Genomic DNA, 16,122 nt, shown 5'->3' with positions numbered 1-16,122 from the left:
AGGAGGAATAGGAATGCGAATTCTGCATACGGCCGACTGGCATTTTGGGCGCACACTTGAAGGGCGGAGCCGGCTGCCAGAGCAGGAAGCGTTTGTCGATGAATTGTGCGATATTGTTGAGCGGGAAAAAATTGATGTGATCCTGCTCGCAGGAGACGTTTATGATACCGTCAACCCGCCGGCAGTGGCCGAGCAGCTTTTTTACGAGAGCATGGCTCGCCTCTCAGACGGAGGGCGGCGTCATGTTGTGATTATCGCGGGCAACCACGATAACCCGGAACGGCTGGCCGCTTCCCGCCCGCTGGCAGATAAGCAGGGGATTATCCTGCAGGGTATGCCGGTTCCAACCGTCTATACACTGAATGTGACCTCTACGCAGGAACAGGCGCGCATTTTTGCGCTGCCGTATCCGTCGGAATCGCGACTGCAGGAACTGCTTGTCAGCAGCAGCGAGGAATACATTCTGCGAAAGGCGTACGATGAGCGGCTCGCCTACTTATTTGCGCTGCAGAGCCGGGAGTTTACGCCATCGACCGTGAATTTGGCGATGAGCCATCTCTATGTGCTGGGTAGCTCCGAGTCGGATTCGGAGCGCCCGATTCAGGTAGGCGGAGCGTACACAGTCTCCGCCACAACGCTGCCCGCCGCCGCGCAGTATGTAGCGCTTGGACACCTGCATAAACCGCAGAACGTGGCGAAGGCCCCAACACTTGCGAGGTATTCAGGGTCTCCGCTTGCCTACAGCTTCTCGGAAGCCGGGCAGGCCAAGTCGGTTACGGTTGTTGACGCTGCACCCGGTGAAAGTGCGCAGATGGAAGAAATATTCCTGACAAGCGGCCGACCGCTTGTCAAATGGGAAGCGAAGGAAGGACTACAGCAGGTGTACGCCTGGATCGACGAGGGGCAGGATGCCAATGCTTGGATCGACCTGAAAATTCACGTAAGCGATGCGATTCCGATTGAAGAAATCCATCAATTGCGCAAAAGCCATTCAGGCCTTATTACTATTCAGCCGGTTTATCCCGCTGTAACAGGAGAAGAAATCCGGGTTGCCCGTTCGGGTCTGCCGATTGACGAGCTGTTTGCCCGCTTTTATGAGCGGCAAACAGGGGGCGGTACGCCGGATGAACAAACGCGTAAACTCTTTCTCGAATTGATCGGTGAGGAAGAGGAAGGCGAAGAATAATGGCAGATAAAGAATAATGGTTGACGAAGAACAAAAGCAGAAGCGGAATGTAAAAAGAAGCAAAAAGAGGAAAGGAGCGGAAAGATGCGCCCGATCTTTTTAAAAGTAAAAGGTCTGCACAGCTTTCGTGAAGAGCAGGAAGTGGATTTTCAGCACCTGTGCGGCGGGGGAGTTTTCGGTATCTTCGGGCCGACCGGAAGCGGAAAGTCGTCACTGCTGGACGCCATGACGCTTGCCTTGTACGGAAAAGTCGAACGCGCCAACAACAACACCCAGGGCATCATGAACCACGCGGAAGATCAGTTGGCTGTGTCATTTACCTTTGAGCTGGGCAATGCCGCTGGAACGAAACGATACCGCGTGGAACGAAGGTACAAGCGGACCGACGAGATTAAATTGAAAATCGCCACCTGCCGGTTTATCGAAATCGGAGAAGAAGAGAAGGTGCTTGCCGACAAAGACAGGGACGTCACACAGCAGGTGCAGGATATTCTCGGATTAACCGTCGATGATTTTACGCGTGCGGTTGTCCTGCCCCAGGGCAAATTCGCCGAATTCCTCTCGCTGAAAGGAAGCGAACGGCGGCAAATGCTGCAGCGGCTTTTTCACCTGGAAAAGTACGGGGACCTATTAACGATGAAAATCCGCAGGCGGGTGGAAAAGACGCGCGCCAAGGTAAACGAACTTGCCGCCGAACAGCAGGGGTTAGGCGATGCTTCCGCAGAAAAGCTCACCATGGCAAAAGAGCGCCTGGAGCAGGCGACCGCTGCCTTCGAGCTTATGCAGACCAAAGCGGCCGAGGTTGAGCAACTGTTTGAAGCTCGAAAAAAGATTTGGGAATGGCAATCGGAAAAGCTCGCTGTGGAAGAACAGCTGCGTTTGCATAAGCAAAACCAGGATGAGATTCTTGAGCTTGAAGCCCGCCTTTTCCAGGCGCAGCAGGCAGAAAAGCTTCGCCCGTACGTGGAAGAACTCAGCCGGGCGGAAAAAGAAGCGATGCATTGGGAACAAAACACGCAGGTTCTTGCGGAGAAGCTGGCTCTTGCCCGCGAGGACTATGCACAGGCAGCCCGCGAACTCGAAGAAGCTCGTGAGCGCCTCGCGCGGGACGAACCTGTAATGACCGCACGCCTAGAACAACTGAAGCAGGCACAAGAGCTTGAGGCCGACATCTTCACGTTGCGGGAGGAGATCGCCCGCCAAAGAGAAAGGGTGCGGCATTGTTTATCTGCCCTGCAGCAGGCAAACGATACATATGATAAGGCTAAGGTTACAAAAGATAAAGCGGTCGCCAAACAGGCCGAGTTGAAAAAGGAGCTGCAGGACAAAAGCGTGAACCCGGAGGAGCGCCACCGCTTACACCGGGCTATGCAGGATAAACAAACGCTGGTCATGCACTGTACGCAGCGGGAGGAATTCGAAAATGACCGGAAAGCGATTGAACTCCGCTTGTTCGCTGCCAAACGGGATAAGGAACTTAGCGGTGATGCATGCAGAGAATTAGATAAACAGGTAGAAGGTGCGATTCGCGAAATCGAATCCCTTTACGATCAATTGTCTGAAGAAGGCTGCAGACTCCGTCATATATACGCGCTTACCGCTGAACTATCCGCGGAACATAAGCAGCGGCTGGAAGAAGTGGCACAGCAGCAGCTGGCGGTACAGCTTGTACAGCATCTAACAGACGGTCACGCGTGCCCGGTATGTGGTTCAACGAATCATCCGGCACCGGCGCAGGGGAGGACAGAATCTGACAGCCGTATACAAGAATCCCAAGAAATGATTCATCTGCTTACTGAAGCCGGCCGGGAAGCAAAAGAAGCCGAGCATGAAGTGAACGGTTTTCTCTATCGCTTAGATCAGCTCTTCCAGTTATTGTATGGATGTTTTACTTCCGCGGACTCTGACGGATTTGCTAACTTTCGTGAGACATCTGCGGCGCAGGAACCGCTGGCTAACGCAGGCCAACCGGATAAAATCCCTAACTTGTCCGCCGCAGGTGACTCTCTCACTGCAGATACCCGCCTTGCAGGAAGTTCCCTTTCCGAAAAGTGGAGGGAAGAATGGCAGGAACTGAAGAAGTCAATTTCGATGTACCGTAGGCGGATTGGTGAAGTCGAGCAGGAAAGCCGCCGGTTATCGCAGCGGTATTTACAGCTCCAGCAACAAAAGATCGCAGCGGATGCCCGTCATGAAAGTGAGGAGCGCTCGCTCGACAGCCAGCAGCGAAAAATAGGGGAGATTGACGTTAAAATTTCAACCCAGACAAAGGAATGGCATGCAGCCTTCTCTCCACTTACCCTTGAACTCGTTGAGCAGGAAGCTGCCCGCATTCAAACGATGGACCGGGAGGCGGCCGACCTGGCAAGCCGGTTGGAACGAAGCATACCTTTTATCGAAGAAAAAGAAAAGGAAATTAGCCAGCTGCGTGACGAAATCGAGCGGCAGGAACGAGAACGCATTCGGCTGGAAACCGAGCTGAGCGGAAAAGATCAGGCGCTAGAGGAAAAAGCGGGCCGGTTAAAGCTTATGGTCGGGGAAGAAGACGTGCGTCAGCTCATAAGGGAGACAGAGCAGCGGCTTGCGCTTCTTCGCGAAGATGTGACAAACAAAGCGGGGAGAGAAGACGCGATGCGAAGCACCCATCAGGCGCTGGAAAATCAAATGAGCGCTGCCCGCCAGTCATTTACGCTGGCCCAACAGCGTAAAGCGGAAGCAGAAACCGCATGGCACGGTGTTTTGGCGCAGACCGCCTTTACCTCCCGGGAAGAAGCAGAGCGGGCATTTACGGATGCCAGCCTCCAGCTAGAGTGGCAGGAGCGTATTACATTCTACCGGGATACAGAAAAGAAGCTGGAGCATGAACGGTTCCGCATTGAAAAGGCGCTTAACGGACAAACGCTTGCCGAGGATGAATGGGAACGGACGAAAGCCAAACGCGACAGCATAATGGAAGAGAGTGAACGGAGCGGCCGGGAAAAAATACGGGCCGAACGCGACCTGGAAGATATCGAACAGCGGCATGCCCGCTGGAAAGAGTTGGAGGACGAACGGAAGGAGCTGCAGGATACGCTTAACCGGCTGGAGAAACTGCAATATGCGTTTCGTGGAAATACATTCATCGAGTACATTGCGGAGGAACAGTTGATGCAGGTAAGCTATGAAGCGTCCATGCGCCTTGCCCGCCTAACCCGGCAGCGGTACGCGATCGAAGTGGATTCAAGCGGTGGTTTTGTGATCCGTGATGATGCGAACGGCGGAGTGAGGAGGCCTGTTACTACACTTTCCGGCGGTGAAACATTCCTGACATCCCTGTCTCTTGCGCTGGCCCTTTCAAGCCAGATTCAACTGCGCGGTCAATATCCGCTCCAATTTTTCTTCCTGGATGAGGGATTCGGGACGCTCGACCAGGAACTGCTAGATACGGTCGTAACCGCTCTGGAAAAGCTGCACACTGATCGCCTGTCTGTCGGGATTATCAGCCACGTTCCGGAACTGAGGGCCCGCCTCTCGCGCCGCCTTATCGTTGAACCGGCCGAGCCCTCCGGACGAGGCAGTCTGGTTAAGCATGAACTATTATAATCACCGGTAAACAGTTGTTTCACCATAAAGGAAAGCCCTTAGCCAAACGCGTACGCGCGTCTCCGAGGGCTTCTTTTTTTAGCGTATAGTAAAGTATAACTTTCCTACACGCATAAGTGCAGCTAAGTCTATCGTCTGCGCCTTTGGCTTGGCGTTAGCCAAGTTTACAAAAACCATCGGATAATCTCAAAACATTCCGCATATTCCAGCCCTACCTGGGTTCCTCTCATTCTTGCCCAACCATGGATAAAATCATCTTTTAGATACGGTCTATGCTGCTGCGTTTGGTAACATTTCAGCGCTTCATATTTTTTAATCAGGTTTTCCCGCGTGATCACTGAAAAACATGTATTAGAAGTTTTTAATTGGTTCCAGGGAAGTTCGTATCCTAAAACGGAGTGTGTTTTAAAAGCCCTGATTCCTTCCAAAGTGACCACCTGGTGGTCTTGATGGATATCATTTTGGGAGGGGAGCAGTACAAGATTCGGCTGCAGCTCTTTTTTGATTGTAACGAGATCTTCCAGAATATCCTGCCGGTATTCCGGGAATCTTCGTACCGGATATTTTAAAATACGTACGTTTTGTGGAGAAATACCCAAAGTACACGTAGCCAGTAGCACTTCTTTTCGTAATGCATCTCTTGGGAATCCTTCCGGCACAGAGTCCTCAGCTGCGGAAAAAGCCACATAATAAATTGTTTTCCCCTCATTTACCCATTTATTGATGGACGCACCGCATGCAAGTTCACCATCGTCAGTGTGGGGTGCAACAATAAGGATTCTAGTAAATGAATGAATAGCAATCACCCTCTTTCAACCCTTTTCAAGCAAAAACTCTAAAATTTATTACTATTATAATCACTTCTCTTGATTCGGAATGAGCAATTGCAACGAAATTACACCTATTTATTACGCCGGATTCAAAAATAGGAGAATATCATTCCTGCATTCATCCATTTTCCAGTAAAGTAATCGCAATCTAACGAACGCTCGCATAAACCAAGTAGTAGCGTTAATGTTAGTAAATGAAGAAAGGATGAACCGCATGAAATATGGAAACGTCCTGGTTACAGGAGGCGCAGGTTTCCTGGGGTCGCAATTAGTTAAAAAATTGCTGTCGATTTCCGAACACGTACATGTGATAGACGATCTTTCGACCGGTAATGTAAACGCACTTCCTCAATCTGCTACGCTTACGTTTCATAGGGGAAGCATTACGAATGAAGAGTTACTGGAACAGATTCTGCCTGAAGTAGAATGTATTTTTCACTTAGCCTGCCGCAATATTCTTTTATCCGTCCAGGATATAGAAGGGGATTTGCACACGAATCTGTACGGTGGATTTTTGCTCCTCCGCAAGGCAAAAGAATGCTGTTCACATCTAAAAAGGTTCGTCTATACTTCTACGGCTTCCGTTTATGGCAATGCCCCTGTCATTCCTACCCCCGAATCCTATTTCAACATTACACTTCCCTACTCAGCGAGTAAATTTTCGACCGAACATTACTGCAAGGTTTTTTACCATATGTATCAAGTCCCTGTAACCATCCTGCGCCTGTCGAATGTATTCGGGCCCGGGCAGCTGATTGAAAATCCTTATTGCGGTGTTGTTGCCAAGTTTTTCGACGCGGTTGAACAGGGTGAACCGCTTACTATATACGGGGATGGTACTCAGACAAGAGACTTTACGTATGTAGAGGATGTCATGGACGTTTTGCTGCGGGCGGCATGGGAACCGGGCTTTGTTGGTAATGTGTATAACGTTGGGACGGGAAGAGAAACGAGTGTAAATGAGCTTGCCGAGGCAATTTCCACGATTACCGGGCATCTTTCATACCCGACCCTGTACAAACCGAAAAGGGTGGTAGATAAAGTATACCGGAGAGCGGTCGATGTTACCGCATTGCAAACGGATGTCCAATGGACACCACGGTATAGCCTTACAGATGGCCTGAGGAAAACATATGACTGGCTGCGAGAGGGAAAAGTATGATAACTGGAAACGTATTACAACAACCTGTCAAAGCTTCATGGTTAGCTAACAAATTAAATCTTACGTTACAGGGCCCTGACATAGAAATCATCCGAGTTTCTTCATTACACCGTTTAGTCGATTCCTCCCTTACTTTTTGTAAAGCTCCTTCCATTGAAATAAATAACGCCGTTCTGGTCATTGGGTTTCCGGGAGTATCAGGAGGAAAGGTCTCCGTAATTATATCAAAAAATCCAAGGCTGGATTTTGCCCGTGCTTTGCAACTGCTGGATGAAGCGATAGGCTTTGGGCGACCCGATGATCCGCCGCAAATTCACCCAAGCGTAAAGGTAGGACAGTACACTGTCATCGGACGCAATGTAATCATCGATGAGGGAACGGTCATCGACCACTATGTTGTGATTGGAGATGGGGTTCAAATTGGCCGTAACTGCAGGATAAAGTCGGGGGCGATTATTGGGGAAGACGGGTTTGGTTTTGAGAGGGATGATGTTGGACAGCCCATGCGGATCAAGCACCTGGGATCTGTGAAAATCGGCAATTGTGTTGAGGTAGGGAGCCTTACTACTGTTTGTAAGGGGACTATCGAGGATACAATCATAGAAGATTATGCAAAAATCGATGACCATAACCACATTGGCCATAATGTGACGGTTAAGAAAAATGCTATCGTGACCGCAGGTTGTATTTTTTCGGGCGGTACAGTAATCGGGAAAGGCGCCTGGGTTGGGATCAATGCTTTAACAAAACAAAATGTAAAAATTGGGGACCATGCTCTGATCGGCATGGGTTCCGTTGTATTGAAAGATGTGGAGACAGGCGCAAAAGTTGTTGGAAACCCGGCTAGGATGCTTCCGTCATAATCCTTTCAATCTAATGGAATATGTAAGGATATTCACATGATAAGTTTTGGATATATAGGACAGAAAAAAGCTTCTATACTGATGGTATAGAAGCTTTTTTCTGTCCTACCAAAAAACAATGGTTGTTACCCTTACATGGTTTTTTATTTTAATAGGTTATACCTGGATAAAATGTTTTCACATACGTTCCTTTAATGAAAGAATATAAACGGTCATAATTTTCAGGAGATTGTTCACATATCTCTCTTAGTGTCTGGCCTACAAATTGATATACAAGAAAAGACTCAGTCATGTAATTATTGTAGTACGGCAGCCCTAAATTAAGATAATCTACAAAATGAGTCTCGTTGAAAATTAGCCCTTTTCCATAAATAATTTGTAATCCTGTGTGATAATGTTTGGCGTATCCTGATGTATTGTTAATCCATTGTACATCGTAATGGGCGTTGCCATAGTAATTTGGATTGGCTACAGCAATATCAAATCCGAATTTTTGCCAATCTATACACCCATACGATCCATAGTTTAGCAGCCATAAACTGAAATACCCTTTATCCCTAATGTATTGAGTCGTCCGAATCACAAGATTTTCATCATAATCATGAATCGATTCTCTTTGCCAGAGGAACCCGCGGAAACTTAGTCTTTTATGGAGAAGTACTTCCTTTTTCCAGCGTTCGATAAACTCGTCGATCCACCATGCTACCGCTTTAAAGCGATCATGATCATCTGCTTTAAAATTCAACGATTTACCATGAACGGAACCGAAGTTGGTTTGATTGATATAAGGGTAAGGAATAGATACCCATACGTCAACAGATGGTGATTGAGTCGCAAGTAAATATAATGCTTTTAAATTTTTTCCCGGTGAAAATAACATTTCAAGCCATTTAGACCAATCATCAATATCTGCTGCCTCACCAAAGCCAACATACATTGGATACATATAACGATTCGGTTGTACTGATACACCGTTAAAAATAAACCCACCGAATAATTTATCGACTGGTTTTCCGTTCGAATAATAGGAAACATACCTTTCAAGTTCTGGAACCGTCCAATTTTGTGGTGCTTCTTCTGTTACGCCGCCACACGGCAAAACACATAAATGATTGCGAAAAATTGCCGGTTTTGGGGCGATAAATCCAACTGGAGATGTTTCAATCATCAATTTTTCACACCTTTCCCGATATTATTGGCTACATGTACAGCATATGAAAAGCAAAGAGTTGCTGTTATGTGGCAGAAAACTATTTTTGCTGCAAATACTAACCAATTATTTTCTTATGAATAAAACATAAGTAGAGATTGAATAGTATGGATAAAAGCAATGTGTTGTCGGTTTTCGTGCAGTATGATGCTATAAGTAAGAGAGAGGTGGTTAGTAAGGGCCTTATATAAAAGAAAGATGTGAGTGGAGAAAAAACAGCGGAAGAGTAAACGTAAGAAAGGTGAGGTAAATGAAAATCATCCAAGGTCCTCTTGAAATAGCAGGCCAAATGGGAATATTAAACGATGCGTTCAAAAAAGAGGGTCATCAGGCCATGGGATACAACTACTATCATACTTCGCTTGGCTATAAAGATAATATTCTGCCTGCAGACGGTAATGAAATTACGAGGATTACCGGGGATGCGATTAATCATTTTGAGATTTTTCACTATCATTACGCCCTGACATTTTTTAATGATTTTCGAGACCTTGAGTTGTTGGCAGAGGCTGGAAAGCCGGCTTTCATGCACCACTGGGGAAGCGATGTACGTAAGGGGAGTATAGCTAAGCTGTTTAACCCATATGTCAATACAGCAGATTCTCCTCCGGAAGAAGAAATTCATCAAAAAATGATGAAAATTTCCAAATATATACCCGTAGGTTTTGTGCAAGATTATGAGGTTTTACCCTATGTTTCCCCGTACTATAAAGAAGTTCATGTTATTCCAATCGCGATCAACCTTGAAAAATTTGAGCCGGTTTATCCGAATCCTTCCGAGAACACACCGCTTATTATTCATGCTCCTACACAACCTGAATTTAAGGGAACCGCAAGAATTGAAGAAGTCATTGAAAAACTTAAAAAAGAATTTTCTTTTCGTTATCAACGCATCGAGAAAATGAGCAATGAAAAAGCAACGGCACTGTACAGAAATGCGGATATTATTATTGATCAAATCTTTTGCGGTTCTTATGGCCTTTTCAGTGTAGAAGCAATGGCGCTTGGTAAACCGGTTATCTGCTATGTTCGTGACGACTTGATGTGTCAATATAATACAAAGCCCCCAATCTGCACGGCGAATCCTGATACAATATACGACGTTTTAAAGGAGTTGCTATCTTCTGGGGAGCTTCGAAGAAAAAAAGGAATGGATGGACGAAAATTCGTGGAGAGCTATCATGATAACCGTATCGTAGCAAAACAGCTGCTGCCAATTTATGAGAGATTTCTCACGTCCAAAAGAAATACGAAGGTGACCACTTCCTCTTCTTAACAGCAAGAAAAAAAGGAGTATACCGAATCACCGGTATACTCCGTCTTAGTTTCTTTGTCGTCGCTTTATTGTGTCCTCACGCGTTCTAATCACGTGCGAGCGGTCGCGGAGCGTGTGTTTGTGCATTAAAAATGAATTGGTGAAGTCGCTCGGAGCCAGCCAGGTCACCGCGCGTTTTTTTGCATGAGTCTTACAGGATTGAACCAGTTCGGGAGCGGTTAGCGGAAGATTTAAATCAGCATATGGAGTGGTATGGAGCGTTTGAAGTCTGTGTTGTAAATCATGCAGAAGAGCTTCTCTGTCGACTCCAAGATTTGACAGCTGCTTATCCCGTAATATGGCAAGCGCACCGGCGAACATTTTTTCAGCCCCTGTTAGATTGCCACGCCGCTGGTGGTAGAGGCCAACCGCAATCTGGATCAGGCCGACCCAAACAGCGCTTCGCGTTTCAATAGGGAAGCTTTTCCAGTATTCTTCAAGAATTTCATGGCATTCAAAATAATCGCGATCCGCATGGAAATAAACAAGATAATCAATATACTGCTGTGGATACATAGGCAGCCTCACCGTGATGTTTTTCTTCTGAGTATAGCACACTTTAAAAGAGTCCGTGTTTCCCTTATCCCTTCAGCAATAAAAAAACCTGGGCAGCGTCAGGCGGCAGGCGCTGGTGATAGCCTTCGCTATAAAAAAAGCCCCGCTTCTACGGGGTTACTGGCTGGAGTTTGTAACGTACGGATCCTGTTCATTGCTATCCGGATTATCATGTGTTGGATGAGCGGCCGGATCCTGCCGTGGGTTTCCTTCATGAAAACCTCTGTTTTCGTAGGTAAACTGCGGAGCCGAATGCATATTTTCTTTCCATTCATCCTTTGACAAATCGTAGTTTTTTGACGCACCATACGCACCCTCCGGAAATTCCTCCAAAAAAATCGTATGGGTTTGATCGTATTCCGTTGATAGCGGCGTAAATGTCTGATTCGGATATGTTGGATTATTCTTTTTACCCAAAGGTATGCCTCCTTTTTTCTGTTTCAAACTTTTCCTGGTTGCATCGTATTATAGTTTTCCCTTCCCGTTCCTTTTTATGTAAAACTTTTTAAGAAACTTGGCAGAAAAGTGTTAAAGTGAAAATAAGCTGAGTTTCTTTATCAGGGATTGACCGGGCAATTTCACCAAAAAAGGAAAATGAGCGGTAAACGGTGAATGATTAGGGTATAGAATCAGTAAGGGCAACATTTTTGCATGATAGGTGGGTATATTTGCTAGCGGGGAATACTATAGAAGTTGAAAACAGACCAAAGACGTTAATAATGTACTAAATTTAAAAAAGATGGAGTGATAGACTTGACAGCTACCAATCGGCAAATTTTTCTTATAGAAAGGCCACAAGGAATGCCGGATGACCGGCACTTTAAGCTAATTGAGAGTCCTATTCCTGATGTGGAAGATGGCCAGGTGCTTATTCGAACCCTCTATTTATCGGTAGATCCATACATGCGCGGAAGAATGAGTGATGTCAAATCCTACGTACCGCCGTATAAATTAAATGAAGTACTGACAGGCGGAGTTGTAGGAGAAGTGATGGAATCCCGCAATCAGAACTTTCAAAGGGGAGATATAGTAGTGGGCATGCTTGGCTGGCAGGATTATTCTGTTTCCAGCGGCCAGTACCTGACGAAAATTGACCCTGAGGCAGCCCCCCTTACCGCTTATCTCGGCGTGGTTGGCATGCCGGGACTTACCGCTTATTTTGGGCTGCTTGAAATTGGAAAACCTCAGCCCGGTGAAACGGTAGTGGTGTCAGGTGCCGCGGGCGCTGTCGGCATGGTTGTCGGACAAATTGCTAAAATTAAAGGCTGTCGTGTCGTCGGCATTGCCGGATCGGAGAAAAAAATCAGCTACCTATTGGATGAATTGAGCTTTGATGCGGCCATAAACTATAAAACAACCAAAAATATTCAAGCAGATCTTGAAATAGCATGTCCGAACGGGGTAGATGTCTACTTTGACAACGTAGGCGGGGACATTTCCGATGCGGTCCTCAGGTTTTTAAACCATCAGGCCCGCATTCCTCTCTGCGGCCAAATCTCGATGTACAACCTTGAAAAACCTGACATAGGACCGCGAATTACGACCTCCTTAATAAAAACCAGCTCAATGATGAAGGGCTTTATCGTTTCAGACTATGCGGCTGAACATCCCCGGGGCATCGTCCAGTTGGCTCAATGGGTAAAGGACGGGAAGATAAAATATCATGAAACGATCGTGGAAGGTTTGGAGAACGCTCCCGAGGCCTTTTTGGGATTGTTCCGCGGAGAAAACCTGGGTAAACAATTGGTCAAAGTGGCCAATGATGTAAGATAATTGCTAATACCCATATGGGGGAATGTTACCAGGGATTTTCCCTAATGTTTTTTGATGAGAGAAGAGCAAACGAATTGAAAGGCAGGCTTTATTACGAAAACCCCTACATAAAAGAATTTACAGCAGTGATTATCGAATACGGTGCGGAAGACGATGGACAGGCTTATGTTGTGCTGAACCAAACCGTCTTCTATCCGACAGGCGGCTAGCCGTGTGACACAGGAACGATCAATGAACGAAGTATTAAAAGAAACGTTTGCACGCTGCGGCGACAGGGGAGGGGGGAACCCTCTTCTGGCGCAGGGAGCGACCGATATAGAAATACCGGCAGAGAACGTAATGAAACAAGCGATAGAGATTTTAGAGGGTAGATTACAGCAGGAGAGTTAAGGTGTGCAGGAGAAAGAAGGAAATGAAAGGCTTCCGTCGAAAGGGTGAAAGGAAAGAATAAGGCTACCGCCTACGCCTTTGGCTGGCGCTAACCAGTTTTCTTTGCCATTTTTCAAACGAATGGAGGAAGGATTCATGAGTAAAAAAGTGCTGCTTGTTACAGGAGATGCTGTCGAGGCGCTCGAAATTTTTTACCCGTACTACCGCTGCCTGGAGGAAGGATACGAGGTCACGGTCGCGTCGCCGAGTGTGAAAAAACTCCAGACTGTGTGCCATGATTTCGTGGAAGGAATGGAAACATACACCGAAAAACCCGCGTATGGTCTCGATTCACATGCTGCGTTCGCGGAAATCAATCCAGCGGATTACGACGGGTTAATCATTCCGGGAGGACGCGCCCCTGAATACATTCGTTTAGACAAAGACCTCCCGGGGATCGTCCGCCACTTCTTTGAAACCAACAAGCCTGTAGGGGCTATATGCCATGCAGCGCAGGTGCTTTCCGTTGTGCCGGACCTGATGAAAGGCCGCGAGTATACAGCGTACATCGCGTGTAAGCCGGATGTAATTGCCTGTGGAGCTACCTATGTTGATGAAACACTGCATACCCACGGCAATCTTGTCTCCGGACACGCCTGGCCAGATTTGCCGGGATTTATGGCAGCTTTTCTTAAACTTTTGCGCTAATAAAGTAGGCGGGGAGAAAGCCGGTGCGGCTTCTCCCTTTTTTGCCGTTAAGGAAAGTATATGTTGCTTTACAGTGTTAAAGCAACATATACTTTCCTTCCATTGGTCACCCGAGAAAAACTCGCGGGAGTGTGCCGAACGTTGCTTTTTCAATGTGGAGCGTGTGGCCGGAAGGTCGATCAGACCGACAATTGTCTCCATCATTGAGGTACCCGGATGTTTTGTCGGTCCGACCTTCCGGTCACTAAGCGGCCGTTTCGCTTCCCTGCAGAAAAAGGACGAGCGGCAACGCCCGCGAGTTTTTCTCATTATACCACAACACTCATGCTTCACAGGCCAAATTTGACATTAGTCATTTCGTTGCTCGCTTTCATGCAGCAGGATTCAGTATAATAGAAGAAATGGGAATAAGAACGAGGTGAACTTTTTGAGCGGTATTGTCGGATTTATGGGAAAACGAAAGGCACAGCCTATTCTTTTGGACTGTCTCGACCGGCTGGATTATCGCGGTTACGATTCAGCGGGTATTGCGATTTCTAATTTAGAAGGCGTTGAAATAAGAAAAACAAAAGGGCGCATAAAGGATTTGCGGGACGTGCTTCTGCGGGAGCCGGTGCCGGGTGGCCAACTGGGAATCGGCCATACCCGCTGGGCAACTCACGGCCAACCGTGCGCGATAAACGCCCATCCGTTAACAGGATGTGATGCACGGTTCATTGTCGCCCACAATGGAATTATTGAGAATTACCCCCAGCTAAAAAAAGAACTGGAGCAGGAGGGGCATATATTTAAAACCGAAACAGATACGGAAGTAATCCCCCATTTGCTGGAACAGCATGATACAGGCGATTTTGAAGAAACGGTCCGCCTTGTTTTACCGATGTTAAAAGGTACGTTTGCCTTGGCGATCATGAGCCAGGCCAGTCCGGATACCATTATTGCCGTGTCACAGGATAATCCGCTTATTCTCGGGTTTGGCAAAGGCGAGACATTTCTTACGTCCGATATTCCCGCGATTCTCACGTATGTACGTGAATTCTACCCGATAAAAAATGGGGAAATGGCGATATTAACCCCGGAGAAAGTTTCGATTAAAACGGTAACGGGAGACGTGTTAATCCCGAAACGGATCGTCGTTGATTTGAACCCGCAGGACGTGATGCTCAATGATTATGAACATTACATGCTGAAAGAGATTTTTGAACAGCCGAAAGCGATTGAAGAAACGTTAGCCGGCCGCCTGTCAGAGGATATGGTGTACCTCCCGGAGTTAGAAGAGGTATGGTCCGAAGAAAAAGTGCAAAACCTGCGTAAAATTGATATTGTGGCAAGCGGGACATCGTTTCATTCCGGAATTATCGGTAAAAGAGTAATGGAGCAATTGCTGGGAATTCCTGTCGCGGTTTCCCTCTCGTCTGAATTTCTTTCTGAACACCCGAAGCTTGACGAGCATACTCTCGTTGTTTTTCTCAGCCAATCCGGCGAGACCGGAGATACCCTGTCAGCGCTGCGCGAGGCAAAAAAATACGGGTGTTCCACGATCGCCATTACGAATACGGCGGGCAGTACCATTTCCCGTAAAGCAGAGTGTACCGTTTTCACAAAGGCCGGTCCCGAGCTGGCAGTCGCCTCAACTAAAGCATATACTTCACAAATGGCGGTGTTTACCGCTCTTGCCATCTGGCTGGCACAGAAGTTGGGAGGTACCGGGTGTGCGCAAATTCCTGATCTTATTAAATCGCTCGCTAGGTTGAAGCAGGATGTGGAATCTACCCTCATCATGACCCAGGATGCAATCGACCAGTTCGCACAGGTTATTTACGACCAGGATCATATTTTTTTGATTGGCCGGGGGTTGGACTATGTCCTGGCGCTGGAAGGTGCGCTTAAACTGCAGGAAGTTGCCTATATCCACGCGGATGCGTACGCAGCCGGCGAAATGAAGCATGGCACGATGGCGCTCATCACACCGGGTGTTCCAGTCATTGCGCTGGCAACCCAGCATCAACTGCTCGATAAGACGATCAGCAATATTAAAGAAGTAAAAGCTAGGGACGCGTTTGTCATCGGAATCACAACCGTCGGAGACAGCCTGGTAGGGGAAGTCGTTGACGAGGTGATGTATATCCCGTCTACCCACCCGTTTTTAATGCCGGTTCTCGCCGCGATTCCTCTGCAGCTTCTCGCATATTACTCCGGAACGGTCCGCGGTCACGACGTCGACCGCCCCCGCAACCTTGCCAAGAGCTTGACGGTGCATTAGGGGAGGGAATAGGAGTAAATATAAAATTGTCGATCAATGGAATGAGGTTGCATTTAGATCCAGGTCATTTATTTTGGATGGGTAGCGGATACGAACATAACCTCACTTGGTGGAAGGAATTCTTCACATCATACTCAGCAAGTTTATGAAGAATCCTCACGCGGAAGGCAGATCATAAATTTGTTGTATAATTATAAGAAGGAACTATTTAACAATAGGAGGAGAATACTTGTTATCAAAAGAAGATTAATTTTTAATTAAACTATATTGTTCCTCCATAAATATTTGGTTATGAGAATCGAAAAG

At 47.1% G+C, this 16,122-nt stretch carries 14 protein-coding genes; 10 read left to right on the top strand and 4 right to left on the bottom strand.

Translation table 11 applies throughout. From position 1 onward, the window contains the following. Positions 1-13: 13 nt before the first annotated feature. Together H525_RS0101315 and H525_RS0101310 are read left to right on the top strand one after the other, a co-directional pair. The gene (locus tag H525_RS0101315; protein WP_027414694.1) at positions 14-1,186 is read left to right on the top strand and encodes an exonuclease SbcCD subunit D; all 1,173 of its coding nucleotides are present in this window, start codon (positions 14-16) and stop codon (positions 1,184-1,186) included. 84 nt (positions 1,187-1,270) lie between these two features. Beyond that, positions 1,271-4,768 (top strand): AAA family ATPase, encoded by a 3,498-nt coding sequence (locus H525_RS0101310; protein ID WP_027414693.1) that lies wholly within the window; start codon positions 1,271-1,273, stop codon positions 4,766-4,768. A 164-nt stretch (positions 4,769-4,932) separates the two neighbouring features. Here H525_RS0101310 and H525_RS0101305 read toward each other — a convergent pair whose 3' ends face one another. After that, positions 4,933-5,574, bottom strand: a complete 642-nt coding sequence (locus tag H525_RS0101305; RefSeq protein WP_211236952.1) for a PIG-L deacetylase family protein — start codon at positions 5,572-5,574, stop codon at positions 4,933-4,935. A gap of 238 nt (positions 5,575-5,812) precedes the next feature. Here H525_RS0101305 and H525_RS0101300 point away from each other — a divergent pair, with 238 nt between their 5' ends. Both H525_RS0101300 and H525_RS0101295 read left to right on the top strand, forming a co-directional pair. Next, the gene (locus H525_RS0101300) at positions 5,813-6,760 is read left to right on the top strand and encodes an NAD-dependent epimerase/dehydratase family protein (protein WP_027414691.1); all 948 of its coding nucleotides are present in this window, start codon (positions 5,813-5,815) and stop codon (positions 6,758-6,760) included. Continuing rightward, positions 6,757-7,623 (top strand): DapH/DapD/GlmU-related protein, encoded by an 867-nt coding sequence (locus H525_RS0101295; RefSeq protein ID WP_027414690.1) that lies wholly within the window; start codon positions 6,757-6,759, stop codon positions 7,621-7,623. Before H525_RS0101300 ends, H525_RS0101295 begins: the two co-directional genes overlap by 4 nt. Positions 7,624-7,771: 148 nt before the next feature. Here the strand turns inward: H525_RS0101295 and H525_RS0101290 are convergent, their stop codons facing one another. Further along, positions 7,772-8,791, bottom strand: coding sequence for a DUF4855 domain-containing protein (locus H525_RS0101290; RefSeq protein ID WP_027414689.1), 1,020 nt, complete (start codon positions 8,789-8,791; stop codon positions 7,772-7,774). A 292-nt stretch (positions 8,792-9,083) separates the two neighbouring features. Between H525_RS0101290 and H525_RS22415 the strand changes: the two genes are divergently transcribed. Continuing rightward, positions 9,084-10,109, top strand: a complete 1,026-nt coding sequence (locus H525_RS22415; protein ID WP_051330717.1) for a glycosyltransferase family protein — start codon at positions 9,084-9,086, stop codon at positions 10,107-10,109. A 45-nt stretch (positions 10,110-10,154) separates the two neighbouring features. Here H525_RS22415 and H525_RS0101280 read toward each other — a convergent pair whose 3' ends face one another. Both H525_RS0101280 and H525_RS0101275 read right to left on the bottom strand, forming a co-directional pair. Beyond that, complete coding sequence (locus H525_RS0101280; RefSeq protein WP_425387629.1) at positions 10,155-10,706, bottom strand: DUF309 domain-containing protein; 552 nt, start codon at positions 10,704-10,706, stop codon at positions 10,155-10,157. A gap of 114 nt (positions 10,707-10,820) precedes the next feature. After that, the gene (locus tag H525_RS0101275; RefSeq protein ID WP_035099586.1) at positions 10,821-11,120 is read right to left on the bottom strand and encodes a hypothetical protein; all 300 of its coding nucleotides are present in this window, start codon (positions 11,118-11,120) and stop codon (positions 10,821-10,823) included. Positions 11,121-11,456: 336 nt separating this feature from the next. Between H525_RS0101275 and H525_RS0101270 the strand changes: the two genes are divergently transcribed. From H525_RS0101270 to glmS, 5 genes are all read left to right on the top strand, one after another. Continuing rightward, on the top strand, positions 11,457-12,476 hold the full coding sequence (locus H525_RS0101270; protein WP_027414686.1) for an NADP-dependent oxidoreductase: 1,020 nt from the start codon (positions 11,457-11,459) through the stop codon (positions 12,474-12,476). A 44-nt stretch (positions 12,477-12,520) separates the two neighbouring features. Further along, on the top strand, positions 12,521-12,685 hold the full coding sequence (locus tag H525_RS26870; protein ID WP_155837056.1) for a hypothetical protein: 165 nt from the start codon (positions 12,521-12,523) through the stop codon (positions 12,683-12,685). Between the two features lie 22 nt (positions 12,686-12,707). After that, positions 12,708-12,866 carry a hypothetical protein gene (locus H525_RS26865; RefSeq protein WP_211236951.1) on the top strand — a complete coding sequence of 53 codons (159 nt, stop codon included), beginning with the start codon at positions 12,708-12,710 and terminating at the stop codon, positions 12,864-12,866. Between the two features lie 135 nt (positions 12,867-13,001). Next, positions 13,002-13,553 (top strand): DJ-1/PfpI family protein, encoded by a 552-nt coding sequence (locus H525_RS0101255; protein ID WP_027414685.1) that lies wholly within the window; start codon positions 13,002-13,004, stop codon positions 13,551-13,553. Between the two features lie 427 nt (positions 13,554-13,980). Continuing rightward, a complete protein-coding gene (gene glmS, locus H525_RS0101250; RefSeq protein WP_027414684.1) occupies positions 13,981-15,816 on the top strand; it encodes a glutamine--fructose-6-phosphate transaminase (isomerizing) in 1,836 nt (611 codons plus the stop codon). Positions 15,817-16,122 lie beyond the last annotated feature (306 nt).

The organism is Aneurinibacillus terranovensis DSM 18919, assembly GCF_000430625.1.
GTDB classification, from domain to species: Bacteria; Bacillota; Bacilli; order Aneurinibacillales; family Aneurinibacillaceae; genus Aneurinibacillus_B; species Aneurinibacillus_B terranovensis.
This window is presented reverse-complemented; position numbering and strand designations above follow the sequence as displayed.